Annotated in this window: 24 protein-coding genes; 16 read left to right on the forward strand and 8 right to left on the reverse strand. The window is 35.0% G+C overall.

Translation table 11 applies throughout. The features are described from left to right. Positions 1-45 precede the first annotated feature (45 nt). From ACMAWV_RS13120 to ACMAWV_RS13130, 3 genes are read left to right on the forward strand one after another with little or no spacing between them, the layout of a single operon-like run. Positions 46-888: a hypothetical protein gene (locus ACMAWV_RS13120; RefSeq protein ID WP_392992880.1), complete on the forward strand. Its 843-nt coding sequence runs from the start codon at positions 46-48 to the stop codon at positions 886-888. Further along, entirely contained in the window at positions 885-2,597 is a 1,713-nt protein-coding gene (locus tag ACMAWV_RS13125) for an ankyrin repeat domain-containing protein (protein WP_412470227.1), read from the forward strand. The genes ACMAWV_RS13120 and ACMAWV_RS13125 overlap by 4 nt, the downstream gene beginning before the upstream one ends. Beyond that, positions 2,594-6,721: a hypothetical protein gene (locus tag ACMAWV_RS13130; RefSeq protein WP_412470226.1), complete on the forward strand. Its 4,128-nt coding sequence runs from the start codon at positions 2,594-2,596 to the stop codon at positions 6,719-6,721. Before ACMAWV_RS13125 ends, ACMAWV_RS13130 begins: the two co-directional genes overlap by 4 nt. A 320-nt stretch (positions 6,722-7,041) precedes the next feature. Here ACMAWV_RS13130 and ACMAWV_RS13135 read toward each other — a convergent pair whose 3' ends face one another. Continuing rightward, positions 7,042-7,941: a helix-turn-helix domain-containing protein gene (locus ACMAWV_RS13135; RefSeq protein WP_412463280.1), complete on the reverse strand. Its 900-nt coding sequence runs from the start codon at positions 7,939-7,941 to the stop codon at positions 7,042-7,044. Positions 7,942-8,008: 67 nt separating this feature from the next. Between ACMAWV_RS13135 and ACMAWV_RS13140 the strand changes: the two genes are divergently transcribed. Next, entirely contained in the window at positions 8,009-8,710 is a 702-nt protein-coding gene (locus ACMAWV_RS13140) for a hypothetical protein (RefSeq protein ID WP_103218301.1), read from the forward strand. Positions 8,711-8,876: 166 nt separating this feature from the next. Here ACMAWV_RS13140 and ACMAWV_RS13145 read toward each other — a convergent pair whose 3' ends face one another. Then, complete coding sequence (locus tag ACMAWV_RS13145) at positions 8,877-10,109, reverse strand: hypothetical protein (RefSeq protein WP_412470225.1); 1,233 nt, start codon at positions 10,107-10,109, stop codon at positions 8,877-8,879. Between the two features lie 293 nt (positions 10,110-10,402). On the opposite strand from ACMAWV_RS13145, the gene ACMAWV_RS13150 reads away from it, so the two are divergent. After that, positions 10,403-11,380 carry an SAM-dependent methyltransferase gene (locus tag ACMAWV_RS13150; protein WP_412470224.1) on the forward strand — a complete coding sequence of 326 codons (978 nt, stop codon included), beginning with the start codon at positions 10,403-10,405 and terminating at the stop codon, positions 11,378-11,380. 10 nt (positions 11,381-11,390) lie between these two features. Here the strand turns inward: ACMAWV_RS13150 and ACMAWV_RS13155 are convergent, their stop codons facing one another. Then, positions 11,391-12,356, reverse strand: a complete 966-nt coding sequence (locus tag ACMAWV_RS13155; RefSeq protein WP_412470223.1) for a YeiH family protein — start codon at positions 12,354-12,356, stop codon at positions 11,391-11,393. A gap of 45 nt (positions 12,357-12,401) precedes the next feature. On the opposite strand from ACMAWV_RS13155, the gene ACMAWV_RS13160 reads away from it, so the two are divergent. The 5 genes from ACMAWV_RS13160 (at position 12,402) to ACMAWV_RS13180 (ending at position 16,601) form a co-directional block, all read left to right on the forward strand. Next, complete coding sequence (locus tag ACMAWV_RS13160) at positions 12,402-12,905, forward strand: GrpB family protein (RefSeq protein WP_392992862.1); 504 nt, start codon at positions 12,402-12,404, stop codon at positions 12,903-12,905. Between the two features lie 64 nt (positions 12,906-12,969). Beyond that, positions 12,970-14,298, forward strand: coding sequence for a M23 family metallopeptidase (locus ACMAWV_RS13165; protein ID WP_392992859.1), 1,329 nt, complete (start codon positions 12,970-12,972; stop codon positions 14,296-14,298). A 37-nt stretch (positions 14,299-14,335) separates the two neighbouring features. Then, positions 14,336-15,004 (forward strand): hypothetical protein, encoded by a 669-nt coding sequence (locus ACMAWV_RS13170; protein ID WP_412475804.1) that lies wholly within the window; start codon positions 14,336-14,338, stop codon positions 15,002-15,004. 31 nt (positions 15,005-15,035) lie between these two features. Then, positions 15,036-15,575: a hypothetical protein gene (locus tag ACMAWV_RS13175; protein ID WP_412470221.1), complete on the forward strand. Its 540-nt coding sequence runs from the start codon at positions 15,036-15,038 to the stop codon at positions 15,573-15,575. A 195-nt stretch (positions 15,576-15,770) separates the two neighbouring features. After that, positions 15,771-16,601, forward strand: coding sequence for a hypothetical protein (locus tag ACMAWV_RS13180; RefSeq protein WP_412470220.1), 831 nt, complete (start codon positions 15,771-15,773; stop codon positions 16,599-16,601). A gap of 22 nt (positions 16,602-16,623) precedes the next feature. Here the strand turns inward: ACMAWV_RS13180 and rluF are convergent, their stop codons facing one another. Then, positions 16,624-17,511 carry a 23S rRNA pseudouridine(2604) synthase RluF gene (gene rluF / locus ACMAWV_RS13185; RefSeq protein ID WP_412470219.1) on the reverse strand — a complete coding sequence of 296 codons (888 nt, stop codon included), beginning with the start codon at positions 17,509-17,511 and terminating at the stop codon, positions 16,624-16,626. A gap of 119 nt (positions 17,512-17,630) precedes the next feature. Between rluF and ACMAWV_RS13190 the strand changes: the two genes are divergently transcribed. Continuing rightward, positions 17,631-18,797, forward strand: coding sequence for a hypothetical protein (locus ACMAWV_RS13190; RefSeq protein WP_412470218.1), 1,167 nt, complete (start codon positions 17,631-17,633; stop codon positions 18,795-18,797). Here the strand turns inward: ACMAWV_RS13190 and ACMAWV_RS13195 are convergent. After that, complete coding sequence (locus ACMAWV_RS13195; protein WP_392992848.1) at positions 18,794-20,422, reverse strand: AMP-binding protein; 1,629 nt, start codon at positions 20,420-20,422, stop codon at positions 18,794-18,796. The two genes, ACMAWV_RS13190 and ACMAWV_RS13195, sit on opposite strands and share 4 nt — an antisense overlap. 211 nt (positions 20,423-20,633) lie before the next feature. On the opposite strand from ACMAWV_RS13195, the gene ACMAWV_RS13200 reads away from it, so the two are divergent. Together ACMAWV_RS13200 and ACMAWV_RS13205 are read left to right on the forward strand one after the other, a co-directional pair. Next, complete coding sequence (locus ACMAWV_RS13200) at positions 20,634-20,966, forward strand: hypothetical protein (RefSeq protein WP_412463273.1); 333 nt, start codon at positions 20,634-20,636, stop codon at positions 20,964-20,966. A 22-nt stretch (positions 20,967-20,988) separates the two neighbouring features. Continuing rightward, complete coding sequence (locus ACMAWV_RS13205) at positions 20,989-21,348, forward strand: nucleotide pyrophosphohydrolase (RefSeq protein ID WP_199177551.1); 360 nt, start codon at positions 20,989-20,991, stop codon at positions 21,346-21,348. Between the two features lie 8 nt (positions 21,349-21,356). Here ACMAWV_RS13205 and ACMAWV_RS13210 read toward each other — a convergent pair whose 3' ends face one another. Both ACMAWV_RS13210 and ACMAWV_RS13215 read right to left on the reverse strand, forming a co-directional pair. Then, positions 21,357-21,797: a hypothetical protein gene (locus ACMAWV_RS13210; RefSeq protein WP_103218288.1), complete on the reverse strand. Its 441-nt coding sequence runs from the start codon at positions 21,795-21,797 to the stop codon at positions 21,357-21,359. Further along, entirely contained in the window at positions 21,794-22,582 is a 789-nt protein-coding gene (locus ACMAWV_RS13215) for a hypothetical protein (protein ID WP_412470217.1), read from the reverse strand. Before ACMAWV_RS13215 ends, ACMAWV_RS13210 begins: the two co-directional genes overlap by 4 nt. 224 nt (positions 22,583-22,806) lie before the next feature. Between ACMAWV_RS13215 and ACMAWV_RS13220 the strand changes: the two genes are divergently transcribed. Then, on the forward strand, positions 22,807-23,298 hold the full coding sequence (locus tag ACMAWV_RS13220; protein ID WP_103218286.1) for a hypothetical protein: 492 nt from the start codon (positions 22,807-22,809) through the stop codon (positions 23,296-23,298). Positions 23,299-23,344: 46 nt separating this feature from the next. Here the strand turns inward: ACMAWV_RS13220 and rlmF are convergent, their stop codons facing one another. After that, positions 23,345-24,259, reverse strand: a complete 915-nt coding sequence (rlmF, locus tag ACMAWV_RS13225; RefSeq protein WP_412470216.1) for a 23S rRNA (adenine(1618)-N(6))-methyltransferase RlmF — start codon at positions 24,257-24,259, stop codon at positions 23,345-23,347. Positions 24,260-24,422: 163 nt separating this feature from the next. On the opposite strand from rlmF, the gene ACMAWV_RS13230 reads away from it, so the two are divergent. Together ACMAWV_RS13230 and ACMAWV_RS13235 are read left to right on the forward strand one after the other, a co-directional pair. Further along, positions 24,423-24,851 (forward strand): host attachment protein, encoded by a 429-nt coding sequence (locus ACMAWV_RS13230; protein ID WP_103218284.1) that lies wholly within the window; start codon positions 24,423-24,425, stop codon positions 24,849-24,851. A 208-nt stretch (positions 24,852-25,059) separates the two neighbouring features. Next, entirely contained in the window at positions 25,060-25,233 is a 174-nt protein-coding gene (locus ACMAWV_RS13235; protein WP_158246892.1) for a hypothetical protein, read from the forward strand. The last annotated feature ends 42 nt before the right edge of the window (positions 25,234-25,275 follow it).

Consider the following 25,275-nt stretch of genomic DNA (forward strand, 5'->3'; position numbering starts at 1 on the left):
GTTTTTGCAGAAGAGCTTTTTGTAAAACCTAATCAAACAGTCTATTTGAATCTAAAAAAATTTAAGAAAGAAAGTGACTCTGTTTACTCTCTCTACATCAAAAAACTTACTCTAAACAACGAGTCTGTTTTATTCCTTCCAAGAGATCTCTCTAACAAAATAGCAAAAATAACTATTGATGAACTCCATATTCATGGCAAAGGCTATATTGCTCAGTCAGTAAGAAGCAATGTGAATATTGTACGTCATAAGGGAGAAGTTGGATTAAAAGAGTATTTCGAAGATTTAATTCCAAGGGCAGAGAAAGGGAAAGATGGGGAGCGTGTAAATCATGAGCGTGCTAAAAGTGGTGATGGAGATAAAGGCCGTGATGGAAAAGATGGAAAAAATGGTCGAAGCGGAATCAGTGGAATTAAAGAGTTAAATTTAGATATTAATATTGCCTCATTCGGACAGCTTGATGTCGTCTTAGTTGGAGAAAGTGGAGGTCATGGTGGAAATGGATCAGACGGTCAAGGTGGTAGCCATGCAGAGTGTGATAGAAATCGCGGTGCCAACGGTGGACATGGCGGAAATGGTGGACAAGGTGGATTCCCTGGAAGTGTCGGTGCAATAAATATCACATGGCAAAGTGACTTACCTCTTATTACAACAGGACAAATACCATTTGGATTAAATGTAAGACAATACGCGGGACTTGCTGGCAATCCTGGAAATGGTGGTGCAGGTGGCTCTGGTGGTGACTCTGTAAGATGCGGACTGTGGAAACGAAGTGGTGGTAATCCAGGTGAGCCAGGACGAATAGGAACATCTTTAAGAGGTGGTGGTGATTATATCTTTTTTGGCCGAGTTGGAGATGTCTCTATCATCAATAAGGATATGCAATGAGAATGATACCTTTATTAATTTTTCTCTATTCGAACCTTTCTTTTGGAAAATCAATTGCTGTAACTGGAAAGCCAGCAAATAGCGACTTATTCAGATCTGTTTATACTTTAGAGAATCAGGGGACATCAAGCTATTATTGTCGAAATATTTATCTTTATGGTATCGATTATTCATCAGATGGAGAGTTCGTTTATTCCTTAGACGATAAGATTCAAAATAAGTTAATCAATGCTAAGAGCTCAGTTGAAGTTGATCAAGGTTTATCACAAGATCTTATCGATATGGTTGATCTATTTCCAGACTTAACGGTCAGTCATACAAATATGACTTACAGTCATGACTGTGAAGTTAAGAGTGTTCGTATGAATAATATCTTTGTACTTGATGATGGTTCTCAATGTGGGACAGGTCTTTCATTAAAGAAGTATGTTTTAGATAATGGAAATAGGAATTTAATTAGTATTGAAGAAAAGGAAATAAACTTCACTAAAGATAGCATTTATACAAAATTAAATGTAGTTGATGCAATTCTTGTTTTAGATAAGGGAAACTTTCAAGTACTAGATACTAAAGATAATTCTGTTACTCCTGTTTCATTTGATCTAGCGGATCAGTACTTTATTTCTGCTTTTGGGATATCTAAAGATAAGTTTGTCATTGTATCTTATGATAGAGAAGGAATGAAACTAAATCTTGTTATAAAATATAATGATAAATTTGAATCTGTTAAAGAAATTGTAACGAGTGTTGGAACATTAAGATTTAATGAAGCTAACGAAAAATTAATAAATGTAGAAGATTCCAAATATAAACTCTTTAAACAAGCCGAAAGAATCAGTAAAACAATTAGTGTCTATATTAAAGAAGAGATGTCATTTGAGTCTCTTGAAATTTTGATTTCATACCGTTTTCCAAAAACAAGAATGTTACAAACTAGTTATTCTCTAACTGAAAATCAGTTCACTAAGTATAAATATGATGTAAGTGATGTTTTTAGTGATAGTAATATTGGCTTTAAAAAGTATGTATTAGACCTCGGACAGGAGTTTAGAATTTTAAAAGATTTAAATATTAGCTTTGATAAGGTTCAAAATGAGATTTCAGAAGGTATGTATAAAAAAGCTGCACCTTCTAGTCGTGTATTAAGATATGGGGACTACAATATCAGCGCACGTAATGATTCGCTTAAATTATCATTCGATCAAAAGAGTATTGAAGTCGCAGGGACATGTCGTCCACAGCTGATTTTTTCAGATAAGAAGTATCTCTTCAAAAACGCTGACATTAATACTCTTTATCAAGGTAAAACACTATTGACGATGAGAGTGAGAAGTTCAAATTATAGTGAAGCATTAAAGTTAATCGCAAATGGTGCACGAGTCGATGAAAAGGATATTAGAGGAAAGCTTCCAATAGACTACGCGGTCTATAAAAGAGACTTGAAGATGATCAGATTATTACTTGAAAATGGTGCAACACTAAGTAGTTCAAAGTCATTCAATCTCAATGACCAGTTTGAGAGAACATTTGATGACTATGAATATCAGAGTCAAGTTACTCAAAAGGAAAATATTGAATATTTTAGCTATCTTGTAAAGACAGCTTTAGAAAAAGAATATTTTCACTTGAGTAAGAGTGAAAGAAGAATGTTAAAAGATAATATAGCTTCTATCACGGATCTCAATAAAGTCTTAAGTGGTGTTCTATGAGTAAATTATTAATTTTATTTTTATTTTCTCTGAATATTCTTGCTATATCTGATAGTGTTAAAAGTGCTATTGATATTGATAGTGTTGAAAAACTTGCAAAACATAAGTATGAAGAACTATCAAGTAGTTCAAGAGATAGGGCCGGACAAACACCATTAATTTATGCTCTCCATAAAAGAAAACTAAATGTAGCGAAGTATTTAATCACGAGAAAATTAGGTGTTAATGCAAAAGATTATATTAGTAGGTCACCTATAACGATTGCTCTTAGTAAGTTTGATGATCTCGAATTAATTGAACTGTTTATGGCAAATGGTGTTGATCTAAAAGTTAAAGATAAGCATCAGCGTGATATTTTCTATTATCTAGAAAAGAATAGTAATGAATCAATAAAAAAGTTTATTAAGGCCGAGTATAAAAAAATTCAAGATGTTTCAATTAGTCAAATAGATGAGTTGAAGAGTTCTCTTGTTAATGGAGAGTCAAAAAAACTTGAGCAGTACCTAAGTAAGTACCGTACGATTAATATTAAAATAAATAATACTTCTGTTTTAGATTTTCTGATTAAATCAAATTCTCTTAATAAGTGGTCAATGTCTTATCTTGCATCACTTGGTTTGGATGTATTTGAAACAGGATTTATCTATCAGCTTATTATTACAAAAAATTTCGAGGCTTATAAAGAATTATCGAATTATCGTACAAATATCATAAGTGGTCCAAAAGGGGAGAGTCTTCTTGAGATTGCGCTTAAAAATGATGCTCCAGATGATATTTTATTAAATATTATTAAGAAACAAAAAGATCTTAAGATTAAAGATATTGAAGGTAACTCATACCTACATCTAGCAATTATCAAAAATCGTCCATTAATCGTAGATTCTTTGATTAAAAGAGGACTTAAACTTAGCCTTCGTAATAGAAATGGTGATACAGCATTAATGCTTATAATTGATAATTTTGATAATGCTAATGCCGAAAATTATATAAAGGACAATCTTGATTTAATCAATATCCAAAATAATGATGGTACTGATGCTGTTATTAAACTTGCAAAGTATAAGCCTGAGCTATTAAATTCTATTCTAAAAGAATTGAAAGGAAAGTATGATTTCACACATGTGGACAAATTCGGAAACCGTGCCGTTGTCTTAGCAGACGTAACAACTCCACGTGCAAATCCTGCAGAGGTTGGAGCGACTTTAAATGAATTACCTAGAGTTGATTCAGCACAATTAAATACACCTAATCTAAATGCTGATATTAAAACTGTTGACCAAGTTGCTAAGGACTTAAACAGTATCGACTCTTATATCGGCGATCGTTTATTTGACAGATTTGTTAATGATAACGTTGATGCATATATTGCAAAATCAGTATCTAATTTTAAATCACATATCCTAAAATTAAAATCAGTTGAAGATGAAGACTTTTCTTTTGCATTAAAAGAAATTGAAGATCTTAAATCGAATTTGAGAAATACACAGAATTCTTTAAATGCTATAAAACTAAAGAAGATTGAAACAGTCGCATCTTATCAAAAGCTTAAGGCCAGTCTAGATGGTTTTGATAGTGAGGGGTTTAATCGAACGATTAATTCTAGTGTTTCTCAGTTAAAAGGGGAACTCAGTAATATCATCAACTTTGTAAATGATGTTAATTTTGAATTGAAAGAGTTTAGCTCTCATCGTAATGAGCTAGAAGGTGTTCTTAAGCAATTTAAAGAGGGCAAAGATAAAATCTCTCTTGAAATTGATATCGTTAGACAAGAATTTACTCAAACTAAGAAGCAACTTTTAGCTTCTATTGAAGAAACTAAGTTTTACTATAGTGGTGAATTATTATCTCTTGAATCTAATGTACGACATGAAAAAGGTAAGCTAGATCATGCTAAATCAAATCTGGATGAAGATGACAAGCTAATACGACAGGCGAATGCGAACATAGCTTCTGCTGTTTGGAGTAAAGAAGATTATAAGAGAAGAGAAAATCACCCGGGGCATGACCCAAATACTTGCCAGTGGACGACAAAACGTAGGGCAATGGTTAAGCGAATTGAAGAATTAGATAAACAAATTGAAAATTTAAATGAGAAGCGTAGAAGATCAAACCGAATATTTAACGATATGTTAAAGAATTATAATTTTACAAAGAATGAATATGCAAAATTTAAAGCATTTTCTAGTCAGAAAATACAAGAGTTTAGAACAAAAATTAATAATGAAATCAAATTAAAAGAAAATAATGTTAGAAATGAACTTGCTGCTCTTGAATATGGGAGAGACCTAGAGTTTGATGATGTAAGGATAGAAGTCGAAGGCTTAAAGAATGAAATAGAGAAGCGTTTTGGGGATATTTCTAGTGTTGAAAATACTTGGAATAATCTTTATTCTTCTGTGCAGAAACTAAACTCAATAGCATCTTTAAAGGATGCTATGAGGTGTGGGATGTTGGGGTGTGCTCCAAGCATTTTACTTCCTGATAATGGTACTAAGCTCGCAAAAGATTTCAATGATAAAGTTATGTCCCTTTCATTGAAATATGCAAGTTATTCTTCGGTTTATGATTCACAACATACATATCGTTATCAAGTTAATAATCTTGATAAAATGGCGCTTGAAATTGAAAACCTTAAGACACAAGAAGCTTCTTTATTAGATAGTGCCAGAATAATAAGTAATGATATAGTTTTAAAATCAAAAGAATTAAAAGAGATTAAGTCTCCTGATAATCAAGTATTAAATGAGCTAATTTCAATTGAGGAACTAGTTTTTAAGAATCAATTTCTAAAAACGACGGTAGAAGTTAATGCTAGTGAGCGAAGTGAATTAAAAGATGAGTTAGGAATCGATAGAGAGCTCACTGTTGAGTCTTTGATCGTTAAAGAAGAGCATAAATATGCCCCTTTAGTAATAAATTCAATATCTCTTAACTTCGAGAATTTAGAAACGCTTGAATCTTATTCTAAAGAAAATATTCCTTCATTATTAGGTCAGTGGTTCGATATTCTAGCTACAAATATGAAGGACTCTCAGGGTCTTTATACTATTGAAGGTCGTGATTTATTTATTCGTTCTTTAAAGGATAAAGTGACAATTGAAAAGGTAACAGATGGTGAACTTACTTCAGTTAAGATCCTTACTAGCTATGGTGATTTTGTTGTAGATGAATCAGGAATGCCAATTTCTGTAGATGAAGAGGATAAGTCTCCACTAGATTTTGAACTTACTTCAACAGGTATCGTAAGAGAGCGTATTTTAGAAGTAATTTCTAAATTTCGTAAGATCTACCCTGATGCTAAAATGGAAGATTTAAAGCAAAATCAAAATCTTTCAATTATTGTTTCTCTGTTAAAAATGGCCGATCAGATTAACGATGCAAAAAGAGCTGAAGAGATAATTGATGTAATATTTGTTATTGCTAATCCTATTCTTCATGCTGTTCCAGGTGGGCCAGTTGTTGCAAAAAGTCTTGGTATGCTTAAATGTAGTTATGAGTATTTCAACCGCATTCGCTTAGGGATACACACTTCATCTCTTGAAGATGGTACGCGAATCGTTTCATGTTTGAGTGACGTGATATTATCGATTCCTTTTAGTAAACAGTTTAAGGGGCAACTATCAAGTTTTTTTGATGATGTAATCCCATCTAAGCTATTAGTTAATTTAACAAAAACCATTTTTGGAACTGGTGCTGATAAGTTATTTTCAGTTAAATCAATAGAGATTCTTTTTGAAGGCATCTTTGGTTTAGCTGTTTCTGATTTAAATGAAAAACTGTTTGTTGAAAATGGTAATGTGTTTAAGAACATTGTATCTTCTTATCATTTTTACGATAGTGGAGTATCATTCAATGGTGAAACTGAAATAGTGAAGGCCGGACTCAAATTCAAAGCATTAGAAATGTTGTTAACATCCAATTTCAATGGTTCAGTTTATATTATAAATAGAAGTTTGAAGATTCTGAATGTTTGTAATTATAGTAAATCTCAAATAACTGAAAAAGTTTCCGAAAGTCTAGATGTGAAGATTAGTACAGTAGAGTTAAATCCTTCTGTAGTTCTAAATAAAGGTGACAGTTCTTATTTGATAAAAGGAAGTTTATGTCTATTAGTAATCGACTAATTAAAGTTTTGAAAATTATCTTGTATTTGATTGGTTTTTATAACTTCTTCTATTTATCGACATTTGCTAACTTCGTGTGGCCCTATGTTATTGTTTACTTAAGTTTTCACTACATTTTGGGAAAGTATTTGCAGAAAAATGGATCTGCACAGTTCGAAACGATAAGGATTATAAGTACGAATATATTTTATATATTACCAATCATTATCTATTTCTCAATGGAGAATACTGATAAGTCTATTTATGACTTCTTATTCAGTGCAAATTTCTACAAAAATATTTATACAATTATAAAAAGTATGTTTTAGGTAGAACAGAATCTATATGTTCAATAAGAGAAGGTCTCTGTATTGAGAAATTGGCATTTTCATTTCTTTCTTAAAGAAACGCCTAAAGCTCATATCATCTATAAAACCAAGTCTGAAAGAGATTTCTTTTATAGGAATATTTTTTAGAATATATTCTTGAACTTTCTTTAGACGATATTTTTTTAGGCTGTCGCGAAAAGTTATTCCGTACTTCTCATTAAGATGGCGTTGAAAACCTCGAGGTGACATACCCATGTCTTGTGCAATATTTGTTAAGGAAATATCTTCGCCTTTTAGCTTGTCGTATATTGCAAACAAATTATTTAACTCAGGGTTACCATCTCTTTTCTGCTTTGGTATTTGATACTCACGAATCCCTGGCCCTTGGATAATTTCGTTATACTTTCTGGCCGTCTTTTTCCCCAGCTCTTTCTTTATTATTAGGCAAATGACATCAAGGTAACTAAGAACTCCGCCTGCCGTAATAATCTTTCCTGATTCAATGATTGTTCTGTGGGCCTCGACATTAACTTTTGGATACTCTGTTTTTAACTTCTTTTCAAATAGCCAATGTGTTGTTGCTTTTCTTCTATCAAGTGCTCCTGTGGATGCTAGTTTAAGTGCTCCACCACAGCATGCTACTATTTTTGATTTTTCTGATGATATATGGGCACTTATTATTCTAGCTTCCTCTTTTGTGGCCTTTTGAGGCTTGTAGCAAGGGGGAAGGATAAGGTAGTCCGCTACTTTTCCTGCTGTTATTTTTGTGTTCATTTGGTTAGTGATATTAAATATAACCTTATCATTTATATATCTTAGTATTTCAAAGTAATCGATAAAGTTTTGTGTTGTGCTTTTTAAAGAATCTTTACAATCTAGAATATGAATATTTAATGTTGTCGTATTTTGCATAGTTTATGTCATAAGTGACAATGTAGTTTAAGTCAAGACTTAGGTATAGTTTACTTAAGGAGTTACTATGAACACAATTAAACCTCCTCACAAGTGTGGGGTAATCAAGAGCTTAATCAAATATGACTTAAAAGAAACTATTTATCGTAGCAAGATGGCGTTAACGAGAAGAAGTGCGAGCTATATCAATTCCGTTGAGTGGAGTATTCCAAAGAGCGAAAAGGTACAAAATATTATTGCTCTTGCTGATAAGCTCTATGATGGACCGCTCTTCAATCATGGAATAAGAAGTTACGCCTTTGGAAAGATTTTAATGAGTTTAAATGATGAAAAGGTTGATAACGAAGTTTTCTTTATTGGATCGCTTCTGCATGATCTGGGGCTAATCAAGGATTGTACTGGTACGACTTTTGAGCTTGTTGGTGCAGATGATGCATGTGCTCATTGTAAGGATATCTTAACACCAAGGCAGCTTGATATTATTCATGAAATGATTCTTCTTCATGGAGCGATAGGGCATGCAGAGAATAAAAGTAACGAACTTAAATATCTTCACTATGGGGCAGGTGTGGACGTTGCAGATTTGTGGAGTCATCGCTTGAATGAAAAAAATTATTCTGAAGTATATGCTAAGTATCCTTCTCAGGGTCATATTCCGTATATGATTGATCTTCTCAAAAAGAGAATGAACGAAAACCCAAATATGTACCTGTCTACAGTCATCAATTTAGGTTTCTTAGGTAAAATGAAAAGCAAGGAGCGCTCCTAAAAGGGGCGCGGGTACTTTTCGAGATTACGAAGAGTTATATATGCCTTTAAAAGTCATTTGAGGGCCCATATTAGCTAGATTACTAAAGTTTCAATGGATAATTGTCGTGAAATGGGTCGGGATTACGTGTAAGTACCTAAAATTTCCATTTGTACCCGCGCCCTTTTCACAGGGGATTGCTTACCAGTTGGCGAAGTACATCAACGCAATTATTGCTTGTCTCAATGTCCAATCGTTCGCGCTTTATCCACGCCTTTGCATAGCTTGTAACAAAGTTATGATTGAGAAGCTTCCTATAAAGATTGATAGGTGTGTTGGAGTCACTATTTGTGATTATTTTTTGAATTTTCATTTCAAGATTCCAATCAATCTTCATGCCGAGGCTGTCTTTCAAATTTAGAAGTGTCACAAGATCATCAATTGAATCTGTGCGCTCAAGAAATTTCTCCAAAAGATATTTAAAGTCTCCATGGTTGGCAATAAGATATTCGGGTAATTCATTTGGTACGTTCATTAATGAGAGACGATCGATTATCCCTAGTGTCAGGTTATTTGAGTAACCTTTGGGAGGATTTTGAATCGCACCCATAAATTCTTCTGTACTAAGTGAACTTAGACTTTCTAGGAAGAGCTTATCATTATCCAAAATAGTATTTCGTTTATTTTGCATACGTGATTCAATTCTTTTAAAAAGATCTTTAAACTCCTCAGTTAACTTAAATGTCTTTTCATATTTTTCAGCTTGAATCTTTACCGAATCAACTGTGAATGGAAGTTTGTCTTGGCCATCTTTAAATAGTTCATGTGAGTGGGTCCAGTCCATGAGAATCCACCTTCCATCTTGAGGAGAGTAGACGAGCTGCCCGAGGTGGAAATCTTTCACTAATGTGTAGGCTGCAATCGATTCGAAAAAGTCTGGAAGTTTATCTAAGGCCTTTGCAAAATCTTCTGGATTTATCGCTTCTTTGTTTAAGAAGAATGCATCAAGATCAAAAGAATCTTTGAGATTTAATTTTTCAACGAGTAGGTAATTCTCTTTCTCATATGCATAGATCTCAGGAATTGAAACTCCTTGGCTTTCAAGACTCGCATGTCCTAGATAGAAGGCATCGATATAATTCGAATATTTTGAAAACGTGTTAAATGCTCCGTGATATTTTGGAACTCTTAGGGCGTAGATATTATTCCCTGATTTTACTTCATGGATGGTTGTTGTATTTCCAGCACCAAGGATTTTGATAAACTCGACCTTTTCACCATTCATAAGTTCAATGATTTGTCCTGAAGCTAGGTCTTTACCACGGGATTCAATTAGGTCATTAAGACTTATATCAGAGGCAATGCTGGACGTTGCGAAGAAAGTCGCTAGTAGTAAATATCTAAATAGTCTTATAAACATGAGATTTATAGAGCAACTTAAATGCCAACGGTTATGATTTAAGTTGTTATAATCACGAAGGCCGGGGTGTCATTTTCTGTATATTTGAAGAAAGTTTAAACGATCTTTGATTTCAATAATCCCATAGGAAGATTTTTAAAAATAATAAAGACTAGGTTGGGCCGGTAAGGAATATCAGTGAGAACAAGAATAAATATTGGATTGAGTAGTATAAATATATACATAAATGAAATTAGATATGTGATAAGATTGGTCTTTAAATGTATATCATCCGATAAGTGTCCAGGAGACATATGAGTCAGCAACAATTTATTTTTATTTGTACGAACCCAGGTAATGAAATTCTTTTAAAAGAAGAAGTTAAAAACTTCTATCCAGAATTTACCTTTAGCTTTTCAAAGAAGGGCTTTGTTACATTTAAAAATACTGGTGTCGTTTATGACTTAAAAACCATCTCTCAACTACAGCTTACTTTTGCTACACGTTGTGGGATTTTTTATGGAAAGTCGAAACCGGAGACGATCGTTGAAGATGTAAAGAGTAGCGGCCTTGATATCGACAATTTTATGATTCATAGCTTTGCAATTGGCTGCGAAACTGACTTTGATGCTGAGGCGGCTTTTGGACGAGAGGTGAATGCTTACAGTGCTGAAGGAAAGACTGTTATTGATTTAATTAGTCTTGGCCCTGATGAAATTTGGTTTGGTGCCCACTCTGTTGCAAGTGGTTGTACTCGCTATCCTAATTCAATGGTGGAAGTTGATGTTCCTGAGAATACAGTTTCTAAAGGATATTTAAAACTTGCTCAAATTGTAAAACTCTATGCCGTTAAATTATTCAAAGGTGATTTATGGCTAGACTTTGGTTGTGCCCCTGGTGGAGCGTCACAGTTTCTTTTGAATGAAGGCTGCAAGGTTGTGGGAATTGATCCTGCAAAAATTGATCCAAGTTTAGCTAATAATAAAAACTTCTCACATATCAAAAGATCGGTTCAAGACCTTTCTCATGAAGACCTACCAGAAGAGGTTCGTTGGATTCATGCAGATATTAATATAAATCCAAAACAATCCATCAAAGAGGTTTTGCGTCTTGCTAAGAAGTATAACCGCACACTAAAAGGTGTTATTTTCACCGTACAGGTTGTGAAGATGGAATATATTGAGAATATCGAATCGTTTGAAGATCAATTCTATGATTGGGGATTCAACAATATTATTAGCCGCCAAGTTCCATCACATAAGAAAGAGTATATTATCTTAGCTACAAGATAGATCTCCTTTCTTATTTGAAATTTATAATATTAGTCATGATTAAAGTAAGTGTTGAGATTGCTGTGAAACACCAAAGTATCACACCTTGAAGCATAGGCTTAATTCCTGCCTCTTTAATATGATCTAATGTAATACTCGAACCGATATAAAAGAGAGTTAAAACCATAAGCTTTTTTGCTCCGGCGTAAATCATTAGTCCTGGCGACTTTAATTCTGGGATAAAAGTGACAAGTGCTGCTGCCGTGATGAATCCTAAAATAAACCAAGGCTTCTTTGTTTTTGTTTGAACAGATGCACCTTGCTTTTTAAGTTGCATGGCAGTTGTAACACTAAAGATAAGTGCTAATGGAATAATCCAAAGTGCACGAACTAATTTGACAATTGTTCCAACCTCAAGTGCCTGCGGTCCATAACTTAGAGATGCTCCAACAACGGAACTGGTGTCGTGAATCGCCAAAGCCGACCAAAGTCCAAATGATGTCTGATCTATTTTTAATAAGTGACCAACCCATGGAAAAACAAAGAGAGCAACGGCGTTTAATGTAAATACCACGGCCAATGAGACTGTTACCTCATGATTCTTTGCTTTGATAACAGGAGCGACAGCTGCAATTGCACTACCTCCACATATGGCCGTTCCGGAGTTTATTAAAAGTGTTGTATTTAGCGGTGTTTTAAAAAGTTTTCCTAGTAAAGTTCCTACAACAAATACTGCCAGTATACTAAGTGCTGTAAACCCAACTGACTGCAATCCAACTTTTGTCACTACATTCAAATCCATTCCCGCTCCTAGACCAATTACAGCTAGGGCCAATAACTTCTTTACTGCTTTTGTAGTCCATTCTTGAAATGGATTTCCTATAAATAGTGAGAATATGATTCCTGCAAAAAGGGCCGTTGCTGAAGACACCCACGGAGTTAAACATAGGATAGAGAGGACGATGAATAGTAATTTCTTTACGCTTTGATTTTTCATAACTTTACTATCGCACTCTTTTTATGATTATGCTAAGTTCGCTTCATGGAAAATAAGATAGAATTAGTAGAATATAATGATTTTTGGTTAAAAGTATTTGAAAAAGAGAGTCAGTCTCTGGCAAAGCTTTTGAGAAATAATTTAATGGGTTGTGAGCATATTGGCTCGACTGCTATGCCAAAAGTTGTTGCTCGTCCAACCCTTGATATTCTATGTGTTGTCCATACTCTTGATGGCATTGAAATGTTTCGAAATGAATTCAAGGCCCAAGGATTTTCCCTAACTTCAAATGATTCAAAACATTTCTTATTTGAGCGTAAAGCACCTGAAGGCAATAGAGTGCTGACAAGTGTGCGTATTCTTAAGAAAGGTGATGAAAGTATCAGTGATATCTTAGACTTTAGAGATTATTTAAATGCAGAGCCTATGATTGCGACTGAGTATAAGAATGCAAAGTTGAATCTCATACAAAATCACTCAAATGATATTGCTCTTTATGAAGAAATGAAGACAAGATTTATTGAGGCCGTATTATCTAAGATCAGTTAGAAATTATTGAGTTTTTAAGTTAAGAGTTGGTTAAGATTTTTTGGTAAATTCCGATAAGTTTGCTATGCTTATTAGTAAGATGTCGAAATTATTTATTAGCTTAATTCTATTAAGTGGCCTTACTGGCTGCCAACAAGTTTATGTGTCTCAAAATGTAGAAGCATCTAGCTCTACTACTATGATTCCTAAGAGTCCTCTTATTCATACAACTATTGTTAAGAAGGGTGAGATCAAAAGAGGCCAAGGTCTATATCAGGCACTACAAAATATTAATATCGATAATAAGCAGGCCCTTAATCTAATCAATCAACTTAGAGATGAAGTTGAGTTTTCAAAGCTGAAAGTAGGGGATCGATTAGAAGCAACATTCGACGAATACAACAAACTTATTAAATTTTCTTTTGCTCAAAATGACTATGAAACTCACTTGGTTTCTTTAAATGAAGATACTGGTAAGTGGGATTACTCACTAAGTGAGTTAGATACGTATTGGCAACCTCGTATGATCGAGGGACAACTAAACTCTGGCTCAACACTACAAGATGATCTTTTGGCCATGGGGCTAGAAAGATCAGTTGTTAATGAAGTTGTTAACGTTTTACTTTGCAAGGTTAACTTTAGAATGAATGCTCGTGCGGGAGACAATTACAGAGTTCTTCTTAGTGAAAGAAAACATTCTAAAAAAACAGTTCAAACGAAAGTTCTTTTTACTTCTTATAGTGGAGTAAAAGCTGGCAGTCATGAAGCTTATTTCTATGAAGACCAAGAGAAAAGTTCGACTTATACAGCACACTATACACCAAATGGTCAGGCCTTAATTAATTCTGGGCTTCGCTATCCACTTCCAAGACTTCACATTCGTTCAAGCTATGGCTGGCGTATGCACCCTGTAACGGGTAAGCGAGCTATGCACAGAGGAATTGATTTAAGAGGAAGAACTGGAGAGAGGGTTCATGCCGTTGCAGCTGGAAAAGTAATCATGTCTACTTACAATGAATTTGCGGGAAATAAGATTGGGATTAGACACAGAGACGGGTCAACTTCACTTTACTATCACCTTCACCGCCGTAATGTGAAAGTAGGTGCATGGGTTAGGTCTCATGAAGTGATTGGAACAGTAGGAGCTACTGGAAGAGTTACTGGACCACACCTACATTTTGGATTTAAAGATTCGAGAGGTAGATGGCTGAATCCTTTAAATAAAAGAATGATCGCAACTCCTAAGCTTACTGGAGAGCGCCTTGCTAATTTACAAAATCAAGTGAGTAAAATTAAAGGTGTGGTTGCTGATTTACAAATTAGTAAAGAATCAAAATATCTTGTCGCTAATTTAGATAAGATCAAGCGTTTCCCGAGTGCTCTTGATAATTTTAGCTTTTTACCTAAAGAATAAGCTCAACTATTATTAAAGATTGTCGATAAACGTTCATATGCGTTTAAAGCTCTTTGTACTATCAATTCAATCTATAGTTCTTTTTTGCCTTGTTGGCCTAGGTTTTTATTCTTCTAATATTAAAGAAGGCCAACGATCAATAAGCTCTTACTCAACTTCAAGATCAGTTTCTGAAATAAGTTGTTCAAGTGCTCTTCGAACTTTTCTTTCTCCCTTAAATATTGAAGAGAATATTATGCTATGGCATATCTTTAAAGAGCAGGGAGCATCTGTGAACCCAAAGTATCTTTCACATGAAGACTTTGATTCTCTCGCATCAGATCCGGACCATAACTTTAAGCAAACTCAGACGAGTCAGTTAGAGGCCGTAAGTGGTCTTTATGCTCAAGAGAGGGGAATTATTGCTGCAGGAATTGAAAGAGGTCCTGAGGGAACGGAGTTTGTTGATGGTAATGGCATCTTCTGGGATGTCAAAACTCCAATTTCTCCACTTCTAACTCATTCATGGCGCTTTAATATTGAAAATGCTGGCAACAGTATTAAGCATAAGCTTGAGGCCGGAGGCAATATCCACATTCTTGTGGATCTCTCTTATATGAGACAGAGAAATGTAAGTGACCTAAAGAAATGGATTAAAAATAATATCTCTCAAGATCTACAACATAGAATTCGCTATGTTACAGTTCCTGATGCAATTGTTGATTAAAGCTTAGCAATAATTATTACGATAAGTAGGTATGAGATTAATTAAAGCACTTCTCATATTTCAATTTGTATTCTTTGGTCTTGCTGATGAGACCGAAATGAATACATTAACAATTCGCACCTCTAGCGAAAAGAGTAAGACTTATAAGATTAAAAAAATTGTTAAGACTAGGCTTTCAGCAGATAGTGGGCGTGTCATCGTTATAGAAACCTATGGAAAAGATAAATGTGTTATTCCCTTGGATAAGGTTGTGAATACTCCACGACCAAATTATGAAGGCTGTACACATTGCTTTGCCGATGATGCTGAGGTCGAAAATTATTATACTCAAATGTTTTTAAATCGCAGGAATCCTAGGATTACTTGTGATATTACGAATGGGGAAGCAGTTGGATTCAATTTTATTGGTGGAACAACTATTAACGGCGAATCAAAACTTGTTTCTTCTGGCCTTGTTCTAGAGTCTGCAGTTTATTCCGATGGACCATTTCTTCACAAAGAGACGAAACCTAATGCTCTTGAGAGGTTATTGGATGGAACAGCCGATCTTCTTCTCGACGCTGCATTTTAATATATTTTTTTTCTTTTTAAGTTTTATTAGTTCTTATAAGTATTCATGCACATTCATCATTTTAATCTTTAGATAACCTAAAGAATCACGTCTTATTCTGTCTCTTATGCATTTTTAGACGGTTGACAAAGCTTCTTACCGGCCAGTATTGGTGTCATCTATATTTATTTACAGAGAAATTTATCGGAGAGAAAAATGTTTCGTAGCTTATTAACGATTATGATTACTATTGCCTTTGCATCATCTGTTGTTGCACAAACTCAAGTACCAGCTGAGTTTGAAAAGATTAACACTTACAGAGAAATGAAGAATTATGCGCAAAATAACTTCGCCGCAAATACAACGTGTATGGATGAATATCATCAAAGAGTTAGGAAGCTTAGAAAAGATCTACTTATGCAACCAGTGAAGCTTACACTGGGGCTAGTTCAACTTCCAATTGTTGCGACAATCGGTGGATTTGTTCTTGGTGGTATTGCAGATGGTGGTCCAATCACTGAGTTCGGTGAAAAAATTCTAGAACTACTTGATATTGATTTAACAGAGACGATTGACGCTGAAACGGCCCAAAAGATTATGGATGATTTTGGAATTAAGCCAATTGAAGCAATTCAAACTGGAGCTGGTGCAGGGATTGGTGCTATTGGTATTGTTCTTGTATATAACGTTGTAAAGTTTGGTGTTATTAGCTCTAAAATTATTGCTGCTAAGAATGCCGCTAAAATGTCATTTACTGGTTATATTGGCGGTGGAAAGAAGTTTGATAAACTTGTTGCTAAGGTTAATAGAAGAGTAAATCGCGTTCTAAAAAAAGAAGGACTTGAAGAAATTGAGATTGCACCAGAAAGAATCTCTGATCTACTTATTGAGGCAGATCAAAAATCATTGTTTTGTACTGGAGAGCTTAGAAGGTCAAAGAGTGCAAAGAAGTTTGGAGCACCTCTTAGAAAGAGACTTGCAAAGAAGTCTGATATCTATCGATACCTAAAGAATACAATTTTAGCAGAGTACGGAATTACTAAGTAATTTATGCGGGCAAGCACTTGGTTTAGCGACGACGGTGTTTGCCTTTAGCATTTTGCTTGCGCTTCTCTTCACGTTTTGTTGTCTTACCACTGAAGTTAAACTCCTTATCTAAATCTTTAAAGAGTTTGTCATACTTACTTTTTTTCTTTTTCTGTGGCTGTTGCGGTTTCTTAGCAGGAGTTTTTTTAATAGCTTTTGCATCTTCTGATGAAGAACCCTCAATTAATTTGTAGAGAGTCGCAATTTCTCTCTCATTTAACTCACGCCAGTCTCCAACACCAAGGCCATCAAGACCTACATTCATGATACGAACACGATCAAGCTTAGTGACATTGTAGCCAAAGTATTCACACATACGACGAATCTGACGATTTAGCCCCTGAACAAGAGTAATTTTAAAAACCATTAAACTCATTTGTTCAACTTTACATTTCTTCGTCATCGTTCCTAGAATTGGAACACCTGCGCCCATACCATTAATGAAGTTATCATTGATTGGCTTATCAACTGTGACGACATACTCTTTTTCGTGATTATTTCCAGCACGTAAGATTTTGTTAACGATGTCACCGTTATTTGTTAGAAAGATGAGTCCTTGTGAGTCCTTGTCTAGGCGTCCAATAGGAAAGATTCTTTCCACGTGATTAACGTAGTCGACAATATTGTCTTTCTCACTACTTTCAGTTGTTGAGACAATACCGCGAGGCTTATTTAGAGCAATAATAATTTCTTTTTCAGCAACCTTTGGTTTAACGACCTGGCCACGAACTTCAACAATATCTCCTTCATTAACTGTGGCACCGATGTCTGCAAGAACACCGTTGATCTTAACAACTTGCTGTTCAATTAATTCGTCAACTTCACGACGAGAGCAGATACCACTTTGGCTAATGTATTTATTGATTCTCATTGCTGAATAAACCTTATCTAAGTAAATAATTGTGGGCCAATCTATCACATTTTTATGTCATAAATATAGCATCTTGAAATAATTCTCTCTTTTTGTGATCAATATGTTATCAAGAGCTTATGAGTAAAAAGAAAAAGACAACAATGGCATTACAAGGTGTAGGTATTGCACCAAATATTCTTCTCCAACATGTTGAAAATACAGCTCCTTTCTTATTCCAGGGAGAGCTTGATACGACAGGGGACAAACGTGCATTCCTTGAGAAGCTAAGGTTTTATAAGAAGAACCTTAAACAGCTAAATAATATCAATCTAGCAGAATACTTTCATATTTGTATCAGTGCTCACTGGGCAACGGCGGGAACATTTGTTCCTACAGATGTGGATAATCAGATTAGAGAGTCTTTGTGGAAGCATGGGCACATCTCAAAGCATATTGATAAGATGGCCAGGCTTACAATTGAGTCTTGGACTTGGGACTACTCTCAGGTAACGAGTCGCAAGGCCTATAATAACGATAATAATACTGTCATGAGTACCCACGAAGGAACATGGTTAAGTGTTGCTATTGGTGCTTACTGTGCTCTTGTTAAAAATCGTAAGACTGAGCTTGCACAGGAGATGGCCGATATCATCTTAGAAGAGATTAAAAAAGAAGAGCTAATTATGCAAAAGCTTCGTGAGGAAAGAGATCATATCAATTTCCTAAGAGCTGCTCCTCTAATGGCCCATAATTTTGGGGATCTGGACCGAGTGATGGTTCAGTGGAATATGAACCCTGAAGATGCTTTCTATAAGCGTATCTTTAAATTAGGTCATCAACTAAATGAAAATTACGATCCAATTCTTGTGTATACAGGAAAGGTGAATAAAGAGTTTTCTTCAAAAGAAAACCACCGTCACATGGCAATGAGACAGCCTAAGTGTTTAAGAAAATCTTCTAAGTTTTTAATTCCAGTAGGGCCATTTATGGATGACTGGGGAAGAATTCTTGGGGAGAGTGATCTTCTTTCGATGGAAGAGAAGGCCGAGATTGTAACGGCTTTCTATGATGGTTATAAGAGACAAGATGAAGCCTTTGGTTATATTCGCGGGTATAAGAATCTTGTTGATTCTATCGATGGAGGACTTGCTGCTTTAGAGATGTATCTTCCATTTGATCTTGTGGCAGAAATGAAGAAGTCAGAGTTTAGCGAACTCGCTAAATTATCTCGTGAAGAGTTTGAGGCAGACTACAAGAAGCGTCTTGAAGAATTCATCTGCCCCGTAACTAATTTAAAGTTTTAATCTTCACGTCTTTTTAAAAGAAAGCGCTGAATCTTCCCACTTGGAGTTTTTGGAAGTTCGTCAATGAACTCTATTTCACGTGGGTAGGCATGGGCAGCTAGTCCTTTTTTTACAAATTGACTTAATTCATCTTCTAATTCTTTTGACGCGACAAAGCCTTTGTTTAAGACAACAAATGCTTTAACGATTTCAGTTCTTTTTGGATCAGGCTTTCCAATGACGGCCGTCTCTAAAACACAAGGATGCTCAAGAAGAACACTTTCAACATCAAATGGCCCAATTCGATAACCTGATGAAGTGATAACATCATCGTTTCGACCGACATAAGTTATACGTCCATCTTCTGTTTGTTCTGCCGTATCACCAGTTGTGTAAAAACCATTTGCGATGGCCGGTGTATCGGCCTTTAGATAACCTTTAAACCACATAATGGGAGAGTTTGCGATATCAACAGCAATGACTCCTGGAGTATTTGGTGGTGCAACTTTTCCGTTCTCATCAAGAATGACAACGGTATAGCCAGGCATAGCATAGCCCATACTTCCTGGCTTAATTTCATGCTCGAGTTCATGGTGATTATTTACCGTCATTCCAGTTTCAGTTTGGCCGTAGTGATCGTTAATAACAACATCAAGCTTATCTTTAAACCAGTTTATAACTTCTGGGTTAAGAGGTTCTCCTGCACTACTGACAGCTCTTAACTGTCCCTTTATCGCCTTTGATACTTCTTCTCCATTTCCGATTAATAACCTAAAGGCCGTTGGAGAGCCTGCTAAATTTGTTATCTTATATTTTTGAATTACTCTAACTGTACTTTCAGCACTAAACCCACCTTCATAAAAAAGCAGTGCATTTCCATTTACAAGTGGACCAATAACTGAATAATAAAGTCCATAGGCCCAGCCTGGATCGGCCAGGTTCCAAAAGCGATCAGTTGGTTTTAGGTCAACTGCAAGATCCATATATTGCTTAAACGAAGAGAGGGCAAATAGTGGAACAGGTACGGCCTTTGGCAGTCCTGTGGTTCCAGAAGTTGAAAGAAGACAGAAAGTATCTTCGCCCTTTCTCATGACTGGTGCAAAATTTGTACTTTGCTCATCCATGGCCTTCTTAAAATTAATATCGTCTTGTGCCAATTGGTAATCATCAGATCGAACAAGCACACACTTCTTAGGATTCATCGGTAGTTCATCTAATTTTGCACGATTGGTATCATCGGTAAAAACGATTTTGGCCTGACTTGAATTTAGTCTTTGCTCAATTGCCTTCGGACCAAAAGCTGTAAAGAGTGGTTGATAGACAACACCAGCTTTCCACGCACCTAGGATTGTATAAAGAAGCTCTGGAGTTCGTGGCAGAAGTCCTGAAATGACGTCTCCTGGTTTTACTCCTTGGGCCACAAGAAAGTTTGCAAGTCTTGAAGTTTCTTCTTTTAACTTCTTAAATGTGATGACTTCTTCCTCACCATTAACTCCCTCCCAGTAGAGAGCAACCTTATCTGTAGCCGCATAGCGATCACAACACTCGACAGCAGCATTGATTGAGTTATTGATATCTCCATCGAAGAACTTATTAAACTCATTAATGTTGAAACTACTATAGTGATCTACGTATTTTCTTTTCATAACTTCTCCTTAAGGTATTAGTTTAATTATAAGGGGAAATTGATCTGTGTAAAACTTAATATGGTTAAGATGGTTAACTTTAAACTGTATTATTAGGTGTTTAGTGAAGATTTCTCCTTGTTATAAAATTATCTTATTAGATATTACTCATAAATTTATTGTATTTATTAAGTATGATTATCTATCTTACTCTTAACCGAAGGGAGGAGAGATGAAGAATTTTCTACTAATCACACTTACAGTTTTTACGTCTGCAAGTCTGCTCGCAAGTGATGGGAGTATCGCTCGCAAAGATTTTGAGGTTCAAAACTACGCTTGTTACACAGATAGTATCGGGGCGCTAAGCGGTGCTGTGGATATGATTCTACATGATGCTCAGAAATGGTGTGATAGCTTAAATGGAGAGCTAAGCCGCCTGAATAGTAATGATCTAGAGGTCGTTGTTCACAATGAATCGCCATTTCCTGGTGGATGTAGTGGTGATGTTACTGTGAAATCGACATTTACTTGCTTTGCTAATGGGAAAATTACTATAATCGAATAGAAGACTTGAAGAAAAGGCCTATATGAAATCGATTAATGTTGAAAAGATAAACTCTGAAGTAAGTAAATTTATAAGTGAGAGAGATTGGGATCAATTTCACTCAATTAAAAATTTAGCAATGGCACTTAGTGTGGAGACTTCTGAACTTGTGGAAATCTTTCAATGGCTAAAGGAATGCGAATCCAATGATATTGCTTCTAATTCAATTCTAAAAGAAAAGCTAGAGGATGAGATTGCTGATATCTTTGTTTACCTGATGAGAATTGCAATTAAGGCCGATATTGATATTGAAGAGGTGACTCTTAGAAAAATACAAAAGAATGCCAAGAAATATCCAATTGAAAAAGCGAAGGGCTCAGCAAAGAAATATACTGAGCTCTAAGCCTATTTTTATTTTAAGTTTACTTCAAAGTACTTTTTATCTGGATCAATATTTACTTGATCTGTAACTTCATCAATTGTGAAGTATTCATTCACAAGCTTTTTATACTTAGACTTAAAGATAGTAATTGGACCACGACCTTTTAATTCATCAATTAAGTCTTGATTGAATAATTCTTTGTCGTAATTAACTCTAACTTCAGCGTATTTTCCATACATCAGTTTATTAGCATCCTTTTCACTTAAGAAAGGATCAAATTTTGTAACTCGTTTTTGATAGATAACTGTCAGTTCAATCTTATCTTTATTCCTAGAGAGCTTGATGTCTCCGAGCTGAACAGAGTGGTCGAGTTTGTTTAGTGCTACAACTTTAGGGCCACCACCATAGTCTCCACCAGCTAATATAGTCGTTGCTAAACTTGCTAGGATTATCCATTTTAAAACTTTCATAATTCACTCTTTGTAAATGTATCAGTCGTCATATAAGTAAAGACCCTCTTGCCTTTTACATTAGTGCGATACTGCTTCGCTATTTCAGCTTTCTTTATAAATGCTTCTTTATCGATCTCAAGCCATTTCTGATAAGCTTCCTCTGGTAGCGAATCAACATAAAGTCCGATGAAGTTATCACCAGTAATTTCACAGTTTTGGTGTTTAGAATACTTCTGCGATAGAGTTAAGCCGGCCTTCTTAATTATTTCAGCATCTAGCTGCACCCTAGATGTTCCAAGAGCGATCGCTCCATCATCGAGGTATTTAATAGCATTAAGAGAAAACATATTATCAAGAATATGTAGTCCATGCTCTCCGTATTTGAACATGATGAGATCACGAGTAACAGGTGCTGTATCAATTAGAAAGTAAATCTCGCAAAAGACATCATTCTTTAGGATTTCACTTTTAATAACTGCTGAGTAATCAATGTCAGTTTCAGGTAGATCGATTCCATCTTTAAGTACAACTTCTTTGATTGCAGTTGGAAGTAGGGGAAGTAGTTTTGAAGTATTACTTTCTCCAAGAAGGACGCGGTAAATTTTTAGAATTGTAATATGCCCAGGAGTATTCTCTTGGCGACAAATTCTTTGGATCGTCTTTGGATGAATATCAGCACTTTCAGCAAGCTTTCTTTGCCCAATCTTAGCATCCTTGAAGTTCACAAGGTAGCGATTGATATCGGCTTGTACTTGTGCCCTAAGGCCAAGCTTTGAATGGGAAGTAGAAATGCTATTTTGCATGGATATATAACTATCGTTCACTATTCATTTAATCAATAATTGTTGTGAAACTATGAAAATTTTGGACAAAAACATAGGATTTGTCCGTTCTAGGGCCTTGAAATTACGATATTGGACAAATGTCTTTGAAAATTTGGACAAAATTTGAAGAATATATATTTTTTGTCGTGCTTAGTTCAAATTACCCCCATAGAAAACATTGCTAACCAATTCTTGGAGGATTTATGAAAAACTTATTAATCGCACTTACACTAATCGCTGGACTTTCAACTCAAGCAAAAACAATCTCATACGATGTATTCGCAACTGAGAAAACTGTTGAATCTTCTAGAAAAGTAAACGTAAACGTATTTGACTTCAAACTAACTGAAGTTGTTGAATCAAAGAATGTTGTTGTTACTAACTGTAACTCAAATGGTCCAGTTAGAGATAGAGCTCAAACTGGTCTTTGTAGCGAAGTAACTCTTTCAAAAGTTCAAGTTGCTCAAGTTATTCTTAGCTTCAAGCCATTTGGTACAGCTGATCGTCACGGTGAAGTAAATAACGGAAAAAGAACTGAATTTGTAGCTTTCAATATCTCTCTAGATAAGCTATCAAGCTCTGACTTAGAAATCCTATCAAATGCTAAGAGATCTGATCGTAAAGCTCTTGCTCTTGAAATGTTTGAATTTGAAGTTGTTAGAGAAGGTGCTGTTCACACAATCATCCTTCTTTAATACATATGTCCATACCTTGATTTCCCTAAGGTCAAGGTATGGACTTCTAAAATTTCCAAGCAAGAATATGAGCAATCTTGTGTCCATGAATCATTTCAATAACTCGACTATCACTTACACCTTGTCTCTTAAGCTCTTTATTTAAATCAACTAGATTCTCTTTTTGAGAAATAAGAGTCGTAAACCAGTGACATTGTTGCTTAAATTCAACACTTTCTTGAATCATATTTGAGACAAATGCTTTCTCTCCACCTTCACACCAGAGCTCATTTTTTACTCCCCCAAAATTCGATTTTGCCGTGGGGTTATGTCCTTTCTTGATTTTGTTTGCATTCAGATTTTTAAGCTTCTTAGCTCTCTCTTTATCGGCTTCTTCTTGTGATGAATAAAAAGGTGGATTACACATCGTGAAATCAAACTTCTCATCACTTTTAATTAGTTCTTTAAAAATATGTTGAGGTGATTTTTGAAAGCGTGCCTTTATATTCTTTTTTAAAGATGAATTTGCTTTAAGAATTGTATTGGCATGATTTATTGCTTCAGAGCTAATATCACTTCCAACAAATTTCCAACCATAGATACTATTACCAAGAATAGGGTAGATACAACTCGTTCCAGTTCCAATATCAAGTCCTTTTATTTTTGGACCAACTGGAACTTTTCCGTTATTTTCCTCTGCTAAAAGGTCGGCAATATAATGAATATAGTCGACTCGTCCTGGAATAGGCGGTACAAGATTTCCTTGGGGAACACTCCAATTAGTCACTTTATAGTAATGAGCTAAAAGTGCCTGATTAAGACATAAAAGTGCTCCAGCATCCGAGAAGTTTACACTTTGATTTCCGTATTGATTTGCTTTTACATAACTTTCAAGAGTCGGAAAGCTCTTTATTAAAGCATTAAAATCATAGCTCTTATTGTGAAGATTTCTTGGATGTAGTTCTTTGTTATCTGTTTTCATTCAATATTTTTAACATACTTTTAACAGTTTATAAGAAAAAAGAACCTGCTCTGAAATTAGGAACAGTTCACATGGAGTTGTGATAAGAAATATTTACTATTTATTTGTTGGAATTATTTTTGAATTAGGGCGATGATAAAAAAAATATCTCGTGGAGGTAGATATGCATCGATCATGGGTTGTTGTTGCAAGCAAGTCTAATGCACGTATTTATGAGCGAAAAAAAAGAAATACCTTAAAGCTAATTAAATCCCTTGAAAATCCTAGGATTAAATTAAAAGAGGGAGAGGTGAATTCGGACCGCCATGGCTCAATGGCCAATAGTAGTGCTCACGGTTATCAATCTTTTACACCTAAGAAAACAAATAAGCAGCATCGTGAAGAATTATTTGCAAAAGAGATTAATCAGTTCTTAAATCAAAATCATGATAAGCATAATTTTGATGAGCTTGTGATAGTAGCGGAGAACTCTTTTTTAGGAGTGATAAGAAATAACTTGAATAGCAAGTTGAATAAGCAGGTTAGCAATTATTTAAATAAGGACCTCGGAAACTTGCCTGATAGTGAAATTGAAAAAATTATGGCCGCTTAGTGCAGCGTAATGGTTATAAAATTGTAAAACAAAAGGGTCAGGTAATGGCCCTTCTTTTTATTCTCTGATTACCTCGTCTTATCTCTATTTATTGACTTTAGTTATTTTTGTTAAATCTTTTATCGTAGTGTGAAATCTTCGTAAGGTTCCTATATATAAGTGGTTTCAAGTGTTATCTTTTTGAAAGAGACTTAACAAGGGAATAGATATGAAGAAACTTATACTGTGTTGTGCTGTACTTTTATCAATGACTTCTATTGCTTCGCAGGAGAAGGTAAAAGAAGTAAAAAAAGAAAAGGTTAACAAAGATTCATCAAAAGATTGTAAAAGTCACAATAAAGCTGGAATTAAAGAATATCGAAGTGAGTTTTTTGGAAAATAATTTGGAGGTTTAACATCCAAATTTAAGAGAGGTTAAATATCT

Origin of the sequence: Halobacteriovorax sp. RT-1-1, from assembly GCF_047085455.1 — a bacterium.
Lineage (GTDB): Bacteria > Bdellovibrionota > Bacteriovoracia > Bacteriovoracales > Bacteriovoracaceae > Halobacteriovorax_A.